The sequence below is a fragment of the Nostoc sp. genome, from assembly GCF_036917415.1.
GTDB lineage: Bacteria > Cyanobacteriota > Cyanobacteriia > Cyanobacteriales > Nostocaceae > Nostoc.
On sequence record NZ_JBALDJ010000093.1, the window covers coordinates 25,352 to 41,664 of the forward strand.

Below are 16,313 nucleotides of genomic sequence, written 5' to 3' on the forward strand. Positions count from 1 at the left end.
GATCGCCATTGTTTGCGTAGTTTACCGCCGTAGGCATCACTCTCCTACCCCCCCCTTGAACCGTTACAAATATGAAGAGTATGCAAAGATTTTTTGAAAAGATAGACATCTAAGCAAATATTCGATACTTAGTTATTGTCGGGTTATTTTGATGTTTCCTATTTTCCAGATAGAAATTCAAGGGCGATGCCTACGGCGGCAAGCTACGCTGACAACGAATGCATAAAGATTCCTTGTTTTCTATTGTCTTAAATGTTCCCTATTGTGAAATTAGTAAGACTTATGCATTGACAAACCAACTAAATTTTGTACAGTGCTTAAGACTTAGATAGTCCTCAATACTGGGATAAGTAATGTTTGCAAGTGAATTAAAGAGGAAATCTTTAATGAACAATTTGCAACTCTATCTAAAGACTGAATAAAGTATGCCGAAAGCTTCAACTTTTGGTACATTATTTGTGCGCTCAAACAGCACTAACTCGATTATTGACAACTAAAGTTACTCCAAAAATCGATTCAATCAGGAAAAACTTATGGCAATTATCATTGGAACCAGCGGTAACGATACCCTACAGGGCGCTTCCGATCCTTTCTACGAAACCCAAACCACCGTAACTGGTGGTGGTGGCAAGGATATATTTGCTTACAGCAGTGAAATAGGTTTCTATATCAGTGTAATAAATGATTTTAGTGGAGTAGGTAAAGGAACAAACCCCACAGCAGCAGTCATTGCTGAAGTGGATACCCTAAATTTCCAGAACAATAGTGGCTTCACTGCCCAAAACTTGATTCTCACCCAGAATGGTAACAACCTGCAAATCAACTTTCAAGGGTCTACTTTTCGCAAAATCATTTTGGAAAACTTTGCCCTAGAAACCCTGGATAACCTCACCAAATCCACTGGAGCCACTGTAGATTTGGGCAATATTCTGTTTTATGGGCAAACTACCATCACCGACAGCTTTGATGTCTTCGATGCTAACTCCACCCAAAGTACTGTCTTTAAAAAAAACACAGTCACCTTCCTAAACGACCTATCCAACAATGTTAGTGGATTTGACAATTCAAATGATGTCATCAATGGTCAAGGGGGTGATGACATTATTGAAGGTTTAAGTGGCAATGACCTTTTGAGAGGTGGTGCGGGCAATAATACCCTCAACGGTGGTATTGGTGACGACTCTTTGGATGCTGACTTCCCCTCAGGCAATAATCTGCTTAATGGTGGCGATGGCAATGATTCTCTGAGTGCCTCTGGCAACTACGCGTACTTCGCCTATTACGGCGGAAATGTCGACGATCGCTCTTTAGGCAATAATACCCTCAACGGTGGTGTTGGTGACGACTCTTTGGATGCTAGCGGTTCATTTGGCAATAACCTGCTTTTTGGAGGCGATGGCAATGATTTTCTAGATATCTCTGGGAGTGGAAGCAGTGAGGAGTACACAGCGGATGACTCTCGCTCACATGGCGATAACACCCTCAACGGTGGTGCTGGTGATGATACCTTGAGCGCTAGTGGTTCATCAGGCGATAACCTGCTTTTTGGAGGCGACGGCAATGATTCTCTCTCCATCTCTGGCTATCTTTATCAATATTTTGACTCCTACTTCAACTCTACCTCCTCAGGCAATAACCTGCTTTTTGGAGGCGATGGCAATGATACTCTGAGTGCCTCTGGTGGCAGTGGTAATAACACCCTCAACGGTGGTAATGGCAATGATAGCCTCATAGGTGGCGGTGGTAAGGATAGCCTCATAGGTGGCGGTGGTAAGGATAAATTTGTTTATAAAGGCTTAAGCAACGACACGATGAATAGTGGCAGAATCACCGACACGATTAATAATGGCACTACTACGATCGCTGATTTTACTGGAATAGGTGAAGGAACAAACCCCACAGCAGCAGTCATTGGCGAAGTGGATACTCTGATATTTCAGGACAATAGTGGCTTCACTGCCGACAATTTGCTTCTCACCCAAAATGGTAACAATCTGGAAATCAGCTTTCAAGGGTATGGTAATACCAGATTCATCCTGGAAAACTTTGCCCTGTCCAACCTTGATAACCTCACCAAATCTACTGGAGCCACCGTAGATTTGGGCAATATTCTGTTTTATGGGCAAACTACCATCGCCGACAGCTTTGATGTCTTCGATGCCAACTTCACCCAAAGCACTGTCTTTAGAAAAAACACAGTCACCTTCCTAAACGACCTATCCAACAATATTAGTGGATTTGACAATTCAAATGATGTCATCAATGGTCAGGGAGGTGATGACATTATTGATGGCTTAAGTGGCAATGACATTTTGAGGGGTGGCGATGGCAATAATATTCTTAACGGTGGCGATGGCAATGATACTCTCAATGGTGGCACTGGCAATAACACCCTCAATGGAGGGAATGGTGATGATTCCTTAAATTTCTACTCCCTATCTACATTAGTGACTCAAACAGTAGATGGGGGAACAGGTAACGACAGCTTGTCTTTCAGTTATAGCAGTGCTACCACCGGAATTACTTCGACTTTCAATCCGACTACTAACATTACAGTAATTTCGACGACGGCGGACACAACAGTGTTTAGCTACAAGAATATCGAACAATTAAATATCACAGGTACAGACTACGATGATTATCTTCTGGGAAGCAATGGTAATGATACGCTCCGTTCAGGCAATGGTAACGATACAGTAGATGGCGGCGCTGGTGAAGATTTCTTGGATATTACTTTTTCAAAAGGGAATCACCTCCTTAATGGAGGCAATGGCAATGATTCTTTACGCGCCACGAGTTACATTTACGACGAATTCGGAAATGTTGTTGAGGGTAGCATATCTGGCAATAACACCCTCAACGGTGGTGCTGGTAACGATACATTGAATGTTTACGGTTCAGCAGACGATAATCTATTAGATGGCGGCGATGGTAATGATTCTCTCTCTGCCGTTTTTGCCTCAGGTAATAATACCCTCAACGGTGGTGTTGGTGACGATACATTGAATGCTTACGGTTCAACAGGCAGCAGTTATCTATTAGATGGGGGCGATGGTAATGATTCTCTGGTAAGCTCTTCTGACTCAGATAATAACACCCTCAAAGGTGGCAATGGAGATGATACCCTCAGAGGTGGTGATGGCAATGCTATCCTCATCGGTGGCAACGGTAATGATAGGCTCTTTGGAGAAAGTGGTACTGATACCTTTGCTTTCAGTAGTTTCAATGAAGGTCTCGATCTGATACGTGACTTCGGTGCCACTAATGAACCTAATGAACTTGAACTAATTCAGGTATCGGCTGCTGGTTTTGGTGGCGGTTTATCAGCAGGTGTACTTCAGGCAAGTCAGTTTACACTTGGAGAATCTGCAACCACTAGCAGCCAGCGATTTATTTATAACTCCACTACAGGTGCATTGTTCTATGACCTTGATGGTAGTGCAGGCGAGTTTACTCAGGTACAATTTGCCGGATTATCTGCTGGGTTGTCACTAACGAACAACAATTTTGTGGTTGTTTAATCGTTATCCTCCATGTAATGCGATCGCCAATATCTAAAATGTGAGCTAATTATGGATACCGTAATTACACCAGAAAGAATCGAGTTACCACCTGGCGCGGTGTTGAAGCTTTTGGGAAACTGGAAAGACTATCAAGTATTGAGTCAGCAACTAGGCGATCGCTCCTCGCCTCGGATTAAATATCGAAGGGGAGAAATTTTACTGATGGCACCGCTACCAGAGCATGGAAGAGATGCGAGTTTACTGGCAGATATTGCTAAGGTTTTGCTGGATCGTTTAAACCTTGCATACGAATCATTTACGCCCATTACCATGAGCTTGCCAGAAATTAGTGGCATTGAACCAGACTTTTGCTTTTATATTGAAAATTGCAGAGCAGTAGTAGGCAAAAAAAGAATTGATTGGGAGTCAGATCCACCACCAGATTTAGCAATTGAAATAGATGTGACAAGCTACACTGACATTAATGATTACTTGCCTTATGGAGTGCCAGAAGTTTGGATATTAAAGAGTAATCGGTTATTAATTTATCGATTGCACGAAGAAAGTTATCTAATTACAGAAAGCAGCTACTTTCCTAATATCAGAGAGATTGTACAGCAATGTCTCCAAATGGCTAATGAACAAACAACAAGTGAAGTCATTAGATGGTTAAGGAGCTTTTTGCACGGACAACAGTAGTACAATCTTTAAAGGACTTTAGTCCTTAGCTCGACTTTATCCATTTTTGATTCAATCAAGCAGCGTAAACAGCAATATCTCTCAAACGCTCAAATAAAAGACGAGGGACTTTTATCATTTGAGTGGTTTCGGAAGATGTGGAAAAAGTGCTAGCCCATAAAAATCGCCTAACTAAAGCCAGTGCATCGGAAAAAGTAGGCAAAGCTTTAGAGTACCAAATTGTTTGTTTAATTGTCCAAGAAAAATTAGCTTGTAAATAGTCTGCCAAAATCACAACCAAGGAAAATAATCCCAGCAGTGTAGGTGTTGTACGAGCAATTGACTGGTCTGACCAAAGACAAAGTTGAGTTTCCATTTCTAGATGTTTCCTCACTTCTTTAAAAGTTACTTCTATCTGCCAGCGACGTACAAACCACTCCAAGATTTGTTTAGGAGAATATTCCTTGAAAGTAGATAACAAAGCCTGAGATTCAAATTTACCCAGTGGGTCACGTACTAATACCCAACGAATTGGAACCACAGGTAAACCTGTGTGATACCAAACCGCAGTTTCAGTACAAACTTCTACCTGGCGTTCTCCTTCTTCATACCAACGGTTAACCTTGATTGTTTGCTATTGAGTTTGTGGGTCTACAAGCACTTGCTCTAAATTGGGTAATCTTGCCCCCTTCGGAAGATACACACAATTATCCTTCAGTCTCAGTGTATTGCTCGTGTCACCAGTATTCACCAAGACTGTATTTAAATGTTATGTATGCAGCAAAACCCATATCTTTTAGCGATCGCCTACATTTGTGATGACCCGTAGGGAAAAATGGATAAAGTCGAGCTAACAGCATCGATCATAATAATCCCTCCAATTCTGCAAACTTACGCAAACGCGGTAAACATTGGCGTTGATAAAAACTGCTTAATGTCGGAATTGACAACCCAAATTCTTCAGATAAATCTTTCCAGCTAACTTCTGGAGGTAAGCGTTTGAGAATTAACACCTGACAATTCACATCTGGACGCCCTTTAATGTAAATACCGCGCAGTTCCCCATCCGAATCTGTCTTTGCCCATATCTCCAAGTCTTCCAAAATCGGAGGTACTTGGGGGCTAGCCGGTAGGTTATCTACAGGATCAATAGTTTCACTTGTTCCACCAGATGTAGACTGACGAATTTTCAGAGGAACTGTTGTGGCTTGTTCTCGGTTCTGGTTAAGGTAGAAGTCTTGTAGTCTCCGTCTTAGGTAAGCATTCAGCCAGGTGGTCACACTACCATAATTGGGATCGTAGGTTTGGCCTGTCAAACCTTCACAAACATTGCGACAGAAATACAACCAAGTTTGTTGTAGTGCGTCTTGATAGTAGGGAGTAGATTCCCTCCAGAGTCTACTTGCTGTCAAGCGAATAATTTGCGTGAGCAGCTTCTGACGCTGAGGGCTTCCAAGTTGGTGTCCACAGGCTTCTGTAACTAAGCGGCGTAGCTGTTCATCGAATTGAACCATGACAATCTTGGCGAAGAAAGCAAGAATATCTTAGTATTGCGTATAACAACATCCTAAAGAATTACCTTTCGTCAAAATACTGGATCTTTTTGAAAATGGAGTGGGGAAAGGGCATAGATTATTGGGAGATTTGACACTCTCCGGGCTTTAGTGACGGAGATTCTTAAGACACCGAGCGCCTTAATATCCTGGTTGCTCAGGTTCTCAAACTCACCGCGTTTGCTCATAGAGCTTGGTGATACACTCAATTTACCGCTCTTATCTCTACCCTATAAGTACATTCAAAGTAAGGAGTTCACTACTAAGTAGGTGGGCGTAAATAATTATCGTTAGGATAAGGCAGTTCTTGCTGGGGGCTCTTAGCTGGGGGAAAAAGGGTTTGAGCCTTATTTACTTTTCTTCACACAGGTCGGTTTTATTTTGCCCACTTACTTAGATAAAAATCAGAATTTTTCCGGCAGATTACTATAAAACAGTTATTTCGCAAGTATCACTACACTAGTAAACGTCTGACTTCTGACACAATAGTTTGAAAGTGAAATATATGTTTTCTCGTTACAAAACTATGAGCGATCGCAAAAAATATAAAAAAAACCGCATACCGGGTTATCATCCCATCCAAAAGCTCAAGATTATTTTCACAGGTCTTTATGTCGCCGTTATCTCTGACTTTAGCGTTGCCTACAAACTTGTTTTATCAGTTCCAGTTCTAGGCTTCTCATTTATCTTTCGCCAATGGGTTGATGTCACTCTGATTCTACTAGCAACGGGGATGATGCTGGTTGCCGAATTATTTAACAGTGCGATCGAAATCTTATGTGATTTTGTGGAGGAAGGAGAGGATACCCGAATTAAGATGATTAAGGATATTGCAGCCGCCGCAGCTGGCATCAGTATCTTTGTGTGGGCTGTCACACTCATGCTTGAAGCAAGTCACCTCTGGCAATTGCTAAAAATTTGAATATCAATTATTCGAGATAGTGTGAGGAGTATTTTCAACAATATCCTAAGACTTATTAGCTAATAAAAAATAAGTAAAGGAAATTATCAGATTTGATTTTTTGAATTAATCTTACTCCTCACTCCCCACTTTCTTCAGGAGAAAGTACCTTATTTCCTAATAAAAACTAATAAATATTTCAAAATTATTTATTTAATTGCAAAAATTGATGAGCTGATAAACAGAACAAATCAAAAATATCCAAAATTATCAATTAGCTAGATCATGCAACTAGATCGATTCGACAACATTCAGGAATTCTGGCACTGCACTCAGGCTTACTTACTCCAGCATCAGGTAGAAAATAATGTTTTGCTCAGTATTTCGCATACCTTGTTGCATAACTCAGAACGTTATCTGGGTAAGCCTTATTTAGCAATTGTCCAAACAAGTGGTGAGATTCTGGCTGTTGCCATCCGTACTCCACCCCAAAAATTGATACTATCCAAAGCCCAAAATATGGATGCCTTGCGGTTGATTGCTCAAGATTTGCGTCAAGAACAACTGCCAGGAAGTATGGGACTGGCTAAAGAGGTAGAAATATTCTCGCAGACTTGGCAAGCCTTGACAGGACAATTCTATCAACGGTCGGTGGTAATGAAAATTTACCAATTAACGGCAGTGCAAAGAGTCTCAACGGCCAGAGGATATCTCAGACTGGCAACTGAAGGCGATCGCTCTGTTTTGATCGAGTGGCTTTCTGCATTTTTATCTGAGATAGATGAGGCAGTGAGCGAAGATGTCGAACACCAAGTAGATAATCGGTTGAAACAGCAGAATACTTATTTTTGGGTTGATAGCACTCCAGTTTCAGTTGCGTCTAGTAAACAAGTGTTACCTACAATTGGTCGGATCAATTTAGCTTATACACCACCAGAGTATCGTCGCAAAGGATATGCCACAGCCTGTATCGCAGCGTTAAGCCAAAAACTGCTAGACCGGGGATGTCACCATTGTTTCCTCATAGCAGATTTAGCCAATCCCACAGCCAATCATATTTATCAAGCGATTGGGTATCGCCCCATTTGCGATTGGCACGAATACTCATTCACCTCGAAGGAGTAAGCATAATAAAGCGATCGCTTCGAGGCTTGGGAAATAAATCAAACCAGAAATATTGATTTTTTGGTTGGTTCTTAATCTTGTTTGCTATTGAGAGTACTTTAGATGCGTTCGCCCTGCCACTCTCCTTAATATAATTCCAGCCAGGATAAGAAATTTTCCCACCAAGAATATCTCAGATTACCTATACTCAACTTCATTTTGTTGCGAATATCTTGGATTTTCCAGTTGGTTAGTTTAGCTAGAGTTTGCGCCTCTTGTTCAAAACGTTTGGGTAAAGACTGCTTATATTCTCTACCAGCCTGACATTTGAGTTCCCCTTGAAACGGATGTTGTAAAACATAACGTCCTTGGAAAGATTCAGTGTTGGCAGTTTGTTGAAATATCAAGTCTTCAGGGAATTTGTCGCGGGTGTAGCGGACATGCAATCGAGAGATAAAGACGTTACTTCTAGAAGAGGGACGACGAAAGCTGGGGGGTACTGGCAGATTACTTGTAGAATTATCATCTAGCCAAAATACACCTGCTTGCTTGAGTTCCTCTGGGGTCAGGGGTTCAGCAGAACAAGGATCGCAACTACCCATATCCCAAGCGTATTCTAAAAAACCAACTTTCTTGTCTTCTTTGGTGTAGACAGTTTGAAACATAGATTTGTAGAATTCACCAAATTCATCTTTGACAAATAAGGGAATGTTCGCGTCGGAGGGAATTTTCACTGTCCGGTAGTTAGTGATTTCTGCCTGTCCTTGGGGCGAGAGGATGTAGATAATCAAATCTTGCTCTGTCGTAGCATTGATCATGCCTAAACGAATTGGCAGCATGAATTTAGGTGATTGATAGGAAATCTGTAACGGACGCAGGAACTGGTAGCCAGATTGCTCGAATTTATCCAAGTTGACTTTAGCAACAAAGAATTTCATAGAGGAGCGAATATAAGGCTGAAGTAACTGTTTCGCACCTCTGGGAATTTTGTATCCATTGCGTTTAAGCCAAGTTTCCAATCCACCAGATTCTTTCGCACTGAGGATCACAATGTCGTATTCCCCAACGTTAAAACGTGCTTCAACCGTCACACCCAAACTAGCATCGCCCCTTGCACTCCCCGCTTCACTTCTCGCTGCTGCTGGCGCTGGTGCTGCTGATAACTCTCTATCATAAACTGGGGCACAAGGATCTGAGTCAAAATATTCTACCAATCGCGGCGCACTAAAAGCATCTAGCCGCTCGATAATCTTCGGTTCCGTGACGCGAACTTGCTCTTTTTGCAACACCGTTGGCACTGGTACTACCATTGCAAAATCTTTGACTTCACCTTGAAAATCGTTTGCCATTGTTAGGATAGTGCGTTCACCCTTGGTGTTGGCGAAGCTATCGCCATCCCGCGCTATCACAACCTGAGAAGCTTTGTTATAGAGTTTTGTATCAGCTTTGGCTACATAAAATCCACAAAATGCCCAAGCTGCGGGTGCAAAGCACAAAACAGCGACAATTGCTAACAATAATGGTGTTAAAAGTCGAAAAAACTTCATTTTATACCTCTACTTTTTTAGTGCTGAGTGCTGAGTTAGGAGTTAGAAGTTCTACCCCTGTTCCCTCATCTCCTTCTTGCCAAACAAACCTTGGGGCTAACCAGAGAATATCTAGCAAGATGCTCAACGGTGCAAGGGCAAACAGCGCCCAGAAAACTGCTGTGGAAACAAAGAAATAATTTCGCAGGATAAAAGTTAATCCAGCGATGCAAACTGCCCAAACTACACGCCCAATTCGGGAATTAGGAATCGATCGCGGATCTGTAATCATAAATAGGGCGAACAGCAGCAAAGACCCACTCATCAATCGATGCCAGTAAACATCCCAAGTCCAACCCAACCAGAAATTGCGAATCGCCTCTAGCAAAGAGTAGGAACCCAAAAAAGCTGCTGTCGTGTCCCAGCGACCAATGCGCTGCAAAATCATGCCGCCAGTGCCGAGAAATAATAGCCCATACCACCACTCTTCACCCCATTGTCCCGGCGAAACCCAAGCATCGGGGGTGAGAATCAAGGCAGATATGATGCCAAAGTTAGCAGGATTGAAAAAATGCTTATCGCCGACTTGGAAGATAAATTTACTGGCGATCGCAATTGCTGCGGCTATTGCCATTGTCGTCCAGTGGTCAGCCCGCAAAAGTAAACTCAGTCCCAGTGAGGTAATTAAAGCACTGCGCAAATTTAGGCTTTGTCCTTTGTTGTTGGCTAATGACCAATGACCAATGACTAATGACAATATCCATTGAGTTACAAGACAAGTGGCGATCGCTACCCCAATCAATTCTGGTCGCAGCGTCCAATCTCGTGTACCGATTCCCAAGACTAGGAACAAGCCCAGAAATAAAATCTGATAATCTCGTATATCTTTTAGCAACATCAACCCTTAATTCAGGGATTCCCCGTAGATTTCTCATCAATTTAGACGAGTACTAGGTAAAATAGCATTGCTGTTACAGATTTTGTTACAAAATAAAGCATTGACAGACCAAAGCGATCGCTCTGATGTTTAAACCTTAGATGCCGAATTTTTATGCAATGCCCCAAGTCAAAATAGCCAAAAAATAGAGTGCGATCGCACTCTAACATTTGAAGTTAATTGATGAACAAGCTCAATAGCAGAGAGATTTTTGGATAAGAAAAAATCTCGATCGTTTAGGGATTTCCAGATCAAAAAGTATCTAATTACTTCTTGCATGGTGAAGAGAAGTCAGCAGGTTCAGGCTTGCTGAGATGGCTGTGCCAAGATCAAGGGCGCACAGAACTTGAAAGTGTCTCATCGGACTATAACCGAATTGGAGAATTTATTTATTGAAAATGCTTGTTCGAGTTTTACCCCTGTTATAGTCATCCCCTGCCGCCTTTTCTCTTTAATAACTTCAACAGGTTGTTACACCAGCACAATGTCTAGATTAGTACTAAAGCCAGAGGGTTTGTTCTCAATGGTAGCGAATAGGCTTCCATTGTAGGATAAACTTCCATTATTGTAGTCGTAGCTGAACTGGCTGTTAGAGGTAGCGCCAAAGCCATACTTAGAAATCTGGATTTTGTCACCTTCTTTCCACTCAAAGTCTTTGATAATGTCAACGCCGTCGTAGAAGCTATCGAAGACAAATTTATCCGCGCCAGCACCGCCATACAGTACGTCTTGTCCGCTGCCACCTTTTATATAGTCATCACCAGCCCCAGTGATGATTGTGTTATTTGCTGCACTGCCAATCACACTGTCATTGCCGCTTCCGGTCAGAATGTTCTCGAAGTTAAGAATGTCCTCGTTATAGAAGCCTGGGAAGGATGCAACACCAGTTGCCAGGTTGTAAGTGCCTCCACCATTCCAGTATGTGTAATCAACGGTGTCTATACCAGCACCGCCATCCATGTAATCATCGCCACCGTCACCGCTGATTGTATCGTTACCAGCCCCACCGTTAAGAACATTATTGGCGCTACTACCAACAATCGTATCGTTGCCAGCTGTACCAATTAAATTCTCAATGCTAACTAAAGTATCTGTGAGAGTAGAGTTTCCCGGAAACCTAACTACACCAGTGGCGAGATTGGCATCAATTGGGCCGGAAAAGAAAGCATAAGATGTGGTATCAGTTCCAGCACCGCCATTAATGGTGTCAAAGCCAAAGCCACCATCTAGGAAGTCATTGCCATCACCACCAAACAGTTTGTCATCACCATCTCCACCGTTAAGAACATTATTGGCGCTACTACCAACAATCGTATCGTTGCCAGCTGTACCAATTAAATTCTCAATGCCAACTAAAGTATCTGTGAGAGTAGAATTTCCCGGAAACTTGACTACACCAGTGGCGAGATTGGCATCAATTGGGCCGGAAAAGAAAGCATAAGATGTGGTATCAGTTCCAGCACCGCCATCAATGGTGTCAAAGCCAAAGCCACCATCTATGAAATCATTACCTGCTCCACCGCTGAGAACATTATTGGCATCATTACCAACAATCGTATCGTTACCAGCTGTACCAATTAAATTCTCAATGCTGACTAAAGTATCTGTGAGAGTAGAATTTCCCGGAAACTTAACTACACCAGTGGAGAGATTGGCATCAATTGGGCCGGAAAAGAAAGCATAAGATGTGGTATCAGTTCCAGCACCGCCATTAATGGTGTCAAAGCCAAAGCCACCATCTAGGAAGTCATTGCCATCACCACCAAACAGTTTGTCATCACCATCCAAGCCTCTGAGGGTATCGTTGTCACTACTGCCGAAAATAACATCATTGCCATTAGTTCCGGAAAAATTAATTGCCACGAGAGTTTATCCTTAATCAAGAGTAATTGTTAATATCAGGACTTACAATTTGACAAAAAGACAATTATATGAATAGGCTGTAATTTTGTTTTTCACCTACTTCTGTGACTGCGATATTTCCTGTCGATCTGGCAACTAAAAAAATAGTTGAATCAGCTAGGCAGGAATAGATCGTGAGTGAAAACTACATTTCCAACTTGGAAATAGGAACAAGGGAAAACTTCTTAATATTAGAAGGAGTGCCAATTCATATAACTGTCCATTTGTACAGCGTGTAAGTTCTAGATATAAGACTGTTAAGCGTGATTCAAACGCTTAACAGCCCCATATTAAGTAATCAGTCTAGTTACGCAAGATTACGGAAAAACAAAAAACTTTATGCAGTTAGCTCCCCTCTTCCCAATTTTCTACCGCATTCTCCAGCCGAGTTTTCCCAACTGCCTTTGGAGTGGAAATCCCCATACTAAAGCGATCGCACTCACATTCGATGATGGGCCTCATCCTCAATACACACCCGAAGTCTTGGCAGTGTTAGATCGTTACAACATTACAGCGAGTTTTTTTTGGTTGGGTGTTTGCGTCAATCGTTCACCAGCCATTGCTAAAACCGTTAGCGATCGCGGACACTGGATCGGATTGCATGGCTACGATCATCGCTCTTTTCCCATGCTTTCCCCAAATGACCTGAAGGACAGTTTAGAAAAAACCCAAGCTGCCATTTACAATGCCTGTAATCTGCAACCCGAACAAGTGCGAGATGTCCGCCCCCCCAATGGTTTATTTACACCTGCTACTTTAAAATTGTTCTTTCAGTGGAATTACCGCCCAGTTATGTGGAGCGTTGTACCAGAAGACTGGGTGCGCCCAGGTGTTACCACAGTGCTACAGCGAATTATGCAGCAGGTGAAAAATGGTTCAATAATTGTTTTGCATGATGGTGCTTGTGGTGGACAAGATGTTGCTGCCACAATTCAAATTCTCATTCCGCAACTCTTACAACAAGGTTATGAGTTTGTAACTGTTGATACTCTATGGCAGTAAGCTCAGGCTAACTAAAGTATTAGCCTGTCAAGTTAAATAAAAATGTGGTATTGGCGTGTTTAGTACTCAAAATTCTGCTGTATTTAGCTAACGAATTTCAAAATCCATCTGACCTGAGTACATTGCTCTTATGCACTAAGGATAATTCAAAACTTCTAAAAGTAAAAATTAAGCGCGTTAACCCAGTACCGACACCTCTTAAACTGCGTTTATTGTGCAATATGACCGCAGAATGGCATGAAGATTTTCGTCCATTTTCTAGTCGGGAGTATCAGCCACTAAAGGCTGATATCCCAGTGACTTATGCTAGTTCTTAGAGTTGATTTGCGGTGAGAAAAGCTTCGACTTCAGCAGCAGTAGGTTGAGAAGCGATCGCACCTGGTTTAATAGTAGTCAGTGCCCCAACAGCACTGGCATAGGTGACAATGCGTTTTGCTGTTTCTGCATCTCGCAAGCTGTGGATACCATACTGACCCAGTTGGTGGATAAAACCTGCCAAAAAGCTATCTCCTGCACCAGTTGTATCAACTACAGGGATAGAAAACGAGGGTAATTTGCCTTCGTTCTCACCCAGACAATAAGTGCAGCCGTTTTCCCCATCTGTCACCAGTACTCCCTCAATTGAAGCTAGACGGTAAGTGATGGCTCCGGGATCTGCGGTTTCAAATAGCCATTCAGCCTCTTCTTTGGAGAGTTTGAGGAAATCAACTCGCTTAAATAATTCTGGAATTTTTTGATGGGCGATGTTTGGCTCTTTCCAAAATACAGGACGCCAGTTAACATCCAGCACAATTTTTAAGTCGTAATGTTCTGCTAACTCTAGAGCGCGGTGAATTGCCTCTTCAGTTTCAGGATAAGCTAATTCCAAAGTACCCAAAACTAGAAAATCTGCCTGTTGAAACAGTGAATCTGACAATTGTTTAGCTTGCAGGCGAGTATCAGCAAATTCGGCGGTATCGTACTGACCAAATCCGGCAAAGGTGCGATCGCCAGCCATATCACGTGTAACATAAACTTGCCGCGTTGGTGCTGTGGGATGGCGCTGTACTCCCGTAGTCTCTACACCTACATCTTGTAATAGTTCAACCAATGCATTTCCTGGCTCATCTTCGCCAACAGATCCGATAAATCCTGCTGACATTCCCAGCTTGACTAAAGCACAGGCTACATTAGCTGGTGCCCCTCCTGGGTAAGGAGTCCAAGATTTCACTTCTTCCAGCTTTAGCCCCAATTGATCGGCTAAACAATCAAACAAAATTTCACCAAGGCACAAAACACGGGGATTGCTCATCTCATTTTCAATTTTAGATTTTGATTTGGGATTAGGAATTTACAGTATAAAATCTACAATAGTTTTTGCTAGTCTGTCGCCAGTCCTTCATAGAATTAAATAGCAATTTTTACTACTCTATAGTATATATATGCTTCTCATCCTCGCTTGTTTTTACTAAGTGCTTAGACAATACATTGATTAAAATAAGCTATATTTATTACATAAAGTTTCGCATAGTTTAGATTTTTGCCAACTTGAAATCCAAAGAAAATATTGACAATCGTATTACTGCTAACACTTGAAACCCCTACCAAGAAAAGAATCTTCTAGAATTAAAAAGAGTGATTAAGTACATATACCAAGGGAGGATAGAAATAGTCATGGCTGGTGGCAAGTCTGAGACCCCCGTTAGTCTGTCAGACAGAGAACTGCAAATTATCGACTTAGTAGCCGCTGGCTTAACTAACCAAGAGATTGCAGCAAAACTGGAGATTAGCAAGCGTACAGTTGATAACCATATCAGTAATATTCTCACTAAGACTGAGACAGATAATCGAGTAGCTCTTGTCCGCTGGGCTTTACAGTGGGGCAAAGTCTGCTTGAATGATGTCAATTGCTGTACTCTACCTAACCAGATTGAATAAACAATTTACTAGTAGAAGCGTAATTGCTTTGGTCTAGTAAATTACAAGCCAATTTTGAGTTTTAGTGATTGTTCCCCTCTTTACGCCTAAGTTTTCAGTGTGAACACTCTACCAAAAGTTCCGAGTCCATCACTCAGCCGGAGTTTATGTTAATGGAGCCAGCTGACCCTCGGACTCGGAAACTAAAAAGATCGGAATTCTTTTCCAAATTGATTGGGGAGCAGGGGAGAAGTTGCAGTAAGTCTTTCCCCTCTGCCCAATGACGCCACTTGGTCCACTTGGGGAGATCCTAAGACCCTTCGGGTTCGGCAGTCCCCCAGACGCTCGTTCCCTCTTAGCGTCTCCCCTTGGGAGAGGACTCGCTAACGCTGCGCTATCGACGGGAACCGCCAAGACGGGGGCTGCCTCACCGCAGTGGCTCCCCCATGCCCATACCCCAACAAAACAATCATCTACAAAAATTAGCAACAATTCAGTAGTGCAAGCGTTACATTTGAAAGAAATCTATGTTGCCCCATCGGCTTTGGGAGTAGTGTTCCAATGAATACTTCCGCTTCTTTTCAAGGTAGCTCGTCTCCCTTTGAATTTTTTAACTTTGATTTTACGATACCTGTATCTGAGAAAGTTCCGAGTCTGGAAGACCAATTTTCAGACTTTCCGCAACCCACACAAGATGCCGACTTACTCAGACAGCTATCGTTTATTCCAGGGTTGAAAGAAATTTTGATGCTGCGGCAGATTCACGCTTTAGAACATGCTACTGTTTGGGTTCTTAGCGAATCAAAAAGCGCCTATTCTGCCCCAGCAGAATCCACTAACGTTCAACTAGATAATGAACTATTAGGCGGTTTATCTACTGAGCAGGGATTCTACCTCTATGGTGAGGTAAATATTAGTGATTTACGGCGTGCAGTCACACTTGCTCGACATCGCATTACCAGTGGAGAATGGGATTTGGCTGTACATCCCCGTTGTGGCACAAATTTATCAGTAGCAATGCTCTTAACGGCTGGACTAGCTGTCGGTGTGCATCTATTGCTACCATTCCGACCAATCGAGCAACTTATAGGTTTGGGGTTAGCGGCAACGACAGCCGCAGAACTCGCACCTGATTTAGGTTCTGTGGCACAGCGTTACCTAACAACTGCCATTCCTTTTAACCTAGCAATTGAAAATATTACCCGTACACGCGACGTTTGGGGGCGTGAGGCACATTTTGTTAAAGTAGGCTGGCAAGAATGAAGAGAGCAAGAGGGGGAAACAATTCAAAATTCAAAATTCAAAATTCAA

At 42.4% G+C, this 16,313-nt stretch carries 14 protein-coding genes; 8 read left to right on the plus strand and 6 right to left on the minus strand.

Annotation, left to right across the window (positions count from 1 at the left end; translation table 11 throughout):
- Positions 1–533: 533 nt before the first annotated feature.
- Positions 534–3,521 (plus strand): beta strand repeat-containing protein, encoded by a 2,988-nt coding sequence (locus V7K41_RS20040; RefSeq protein WP_334850957.1) that lies wholly within the window; start codon positions 534–536, stop codon positions 3,519–3,521.
- 51 nt (positions 3,522–3,572) lie between these two features.
- Complete coding sequence (locus tag V7K41_RS20045; protein ID WP_334850959.1) at positions 3,573–4,202, plus strand: Uma2 family endonuclease; 630 nt, start codon at positions 3,573–3,575, stop codon at positions 4,200–4,202.
- A 55-nt stretch (positions 4,203–4,257) separates the two neighbouring features.
- Here V7K41_RS20045 and V7K41_RS20050 read toward each other — a convergent pair whose 3' ends face one another.
- Both V7K41_RS20050 and V7K41_RS20055 read right to left on the minus strand, forming a co-directional pair.
- The gene (locus tag V7K41_RS20050) at positions 4,258–4,722 is read right to left on the minus strand and encodes a hypothetical protein (protein ID WP_334850961.1); all 465 of its coding nucleotides are present in this window, start codon (positions 4,720–4,722) and stop codon (positions 4,258–4,260) included.
- Positions 4,723–5,044: 322 nt separating this feature from the next.
- The gene (locus tag V7K41_RS20055; protein WP_334850962.1) at positions 5,045–5,695 is read right to left on the minus strand and encodes a sigma-70 family RNA polymerase sigma factor; all 651 of its coding nucleotides are present in this window, start codon (positions 5,693–5,695) and stop codon (positions 5,045–5,047) included.
- Between the two features lie 544 nt (positions 5,696–6,239).
- On the opposite strand from V7K41_RS20055, the gene V7K41_RS20060 reads away from it, so the two are divergent.
- On the plus strand, positions 6,240–6,656 hold the full coding sequence (locus V7K41_RS20060; RefSeq protein ID WP_334850964.1) for a diacylglycerol kinase: 417 nt from the start codon (positions 6,240–6,242) through the stop codon (positions 6,654–6,656).
- A 264-nt stretch (positions 6,657–6,920) separates the two neighbouring features.
- Complete coding sequence (locus tag V7K41_RS20065; RefSeq protein ID WP_334850966.1) at positions 6,921–7,760, plus strand: GNAT family N-acetyltransferase; 840 nt, start codon at positions 6,921–6,923, stop codon at positions 7,758–7,760.
- 125 nt (positions 7,761–7,885) lie between these two features.
- Here V7K41_RS20065 and V7K41_RS20070 read toward each other — a convergent pair whose 3' ends face one another.
- The 3 genes from V7K41_RS20070 to V7K41_RS20080 form a co-directional block, all read right to left on the minus strand.
- Positions 7,886–9,286, minus strand: coding sequence for a DUF2330 domain-containing protein (locus V7K41_RS20070; RefSeq protein WP_334850967.1), 1,401 nt, complete (start codon positions 9,284–9,286; stop codon positions 7,886–7,888).
- Position 9,287: 1 nt separating this feature from the next.
- Positions 9,288–10,163, minus strand: coding sequence for an RnfABCDGE type electron transport complex subunit D (locus V7K41_RS20075; protein WP_334850969.1), 876 nt, complete (start codon positions 10,161–10,163; stop codon positions 9,288–9,290).
- Between the two features lie 510 nt (positions 10,164–10,673).
- Positions 10,674–12,065: a calcium-binding protein gene (locus V7K41_RS20080; protein ID WP_334850970.1), complete on the minus strand. Its 1,392-nt coding sequence runs from the start codon at positions 12,063–12,065 to the stop codon at positions 10,674–10,676.
- Between the two features lie 378 nt (positions 12,066–12,443).
- On the opposite strand from V7K41_RS20080, the gene V7K41_RS20085 reads away from it, so the two are divergent.
- A complete protein-coding gene (locus tag V7K41_RS20085) occupies positions 12,444–13,106 on the plus strand; it encodes a polysaccharide deacetylase family protein (protein ID WP_334850971.1) in 663 nt (220 codons plus the stop codon).
- A 44-nt stretch (positions 13,107–13,150) separates the two neighbouring features.
- Complete coding sequence (locus V7K41_RS20090) at positions 13,151–13,423, plus strand: hypothetical protein (protein ID WP_334850973.1); 273 nt, start codon at positions 13,151–13,153, stop codon at positions 13,421–13,423.
- On the opposite strand, the gene V7K41_RS20095 is transcribed toward V7K41_RS20090, so the two are convergent.
- Positions 13,420–14,397: a carbohydrate kinase family protein gene (locus V7K41_RS20095; protein WP_334850976.1), complete on the minus strand. Its 978-nt coding sequence runs from the start codon at positions 14,395–14,397 to the stop codon at positions 13,420–13,422. The genes V7K41_RS20090 and V7K41_RS20095 overlap by 4 nt on opposite strands.
- Positions 14,398–14,759: 362 nt before the next feature.
- On the opposite strand from V7K41_RS20095, the gene V7K41_RS20100 reads away from it, so the two are divergent.
- The gene (locus V7K41_RS20100; RefSeq protein ID WP_292870113.1) at positions 14,760–15,023 is read left to right on the plus strand and encodes a helix-turn-helix domain-containing protein; all 264 of its coding nucleotides are present in this window, start codon (positions 14,760–14,762) and stop codon (positions 15,021–15,023) included.
- A 540-nt stretch (positions 15,024–15,563) separates the two neighbouring features.
- Positions 15,564–16,265 (plus strand): DUF6391 domain-containing protein, encoded by a 702-nt coding sequence (locus tag V7K41_RS20105; protein ID WP_334850977.1) that lies wholly within the window; start codon positions 15,564–15,566, stop codon positions 16,263–16,265.
- Positions 16,266–16,313 lie beyond the last annotated feature (48 nt).

Coding starts and splice junctions, on each gene's coding strand:
- V7K41_RS20040 (WP_334850957.1), top strand. CDS start 534: ATGGCAATTATCATTGGAACCAGCGGTAACGATACCCTACAGGGCGCT.
- V7K41_RS20105 (WP_334850977.1), top strand. CDS start 15,564: ATGAATACTTCCGCTTCTTTTCAAGGTAGCTCGTCTCCCTTTGAATTT.
- V7K41_RS20055 (WP_334850962.1), bottom strand. CDS start 5,695: ATGGTTCAATTCGATGAACAGCTACGCCGCTTAGTTACAGAAGCCTGT.
- V7K41_RS20065 (WP_334850966.1), top strand. CDS start 6,921: ATGCAACTAGATCGATTCGACAACATTCAGGAATTCTGGCACTGCACT.
- V7K41_RS20100 (WP_292870113.1), top strand. CDS start 14,760: ATGGCTGGTGGCAAGTCTGAGACCCCCGTTAGTCTGTCAGACAGAGAA.
- V7K41_RS20095 (WP_334850976.1), bottom strand. CDS start 14,397: ATGAGCAATCCCCGTGTTTTGTGCCTTGGTGAAATTTTGTTTGATTGT.
- V7K41_RS20045 (WP_334850959.1), top strand. CDS start 3,573: ATGGATACCGTAATTACACCAGAAAGAATCGAGTTACCACCTGGCGCG.
- V7K41_RS20075 (WP_334850969.1), bottom strand. CDS start 10,163: ATGTTGCTAAAAGATATACGAGATTATCAGATTTTATTTCTGGGCTTG.
- V7K41_RS20085 (WP_334850971.1), top strand. CDS start 12,444: ATGCAGTTAGCTCCCCTCTTCCCAATTTTCTACCGCATTCTCCAGCCG.
- V7K41_RS20070 (WP_334850967.1), bottom strand. CDS start 9,286: ATGAAGTTTTTTCGACTTTTAACACCATTATTGTTAGCAATTGTCGCT.
- V7K41_RS20060 (WP_334850964.1), top strand. CDS start 6,240: ATGTTTTCTCGTTACAAAACTATGAGCGATCGCAAAAAATATAAAAAA.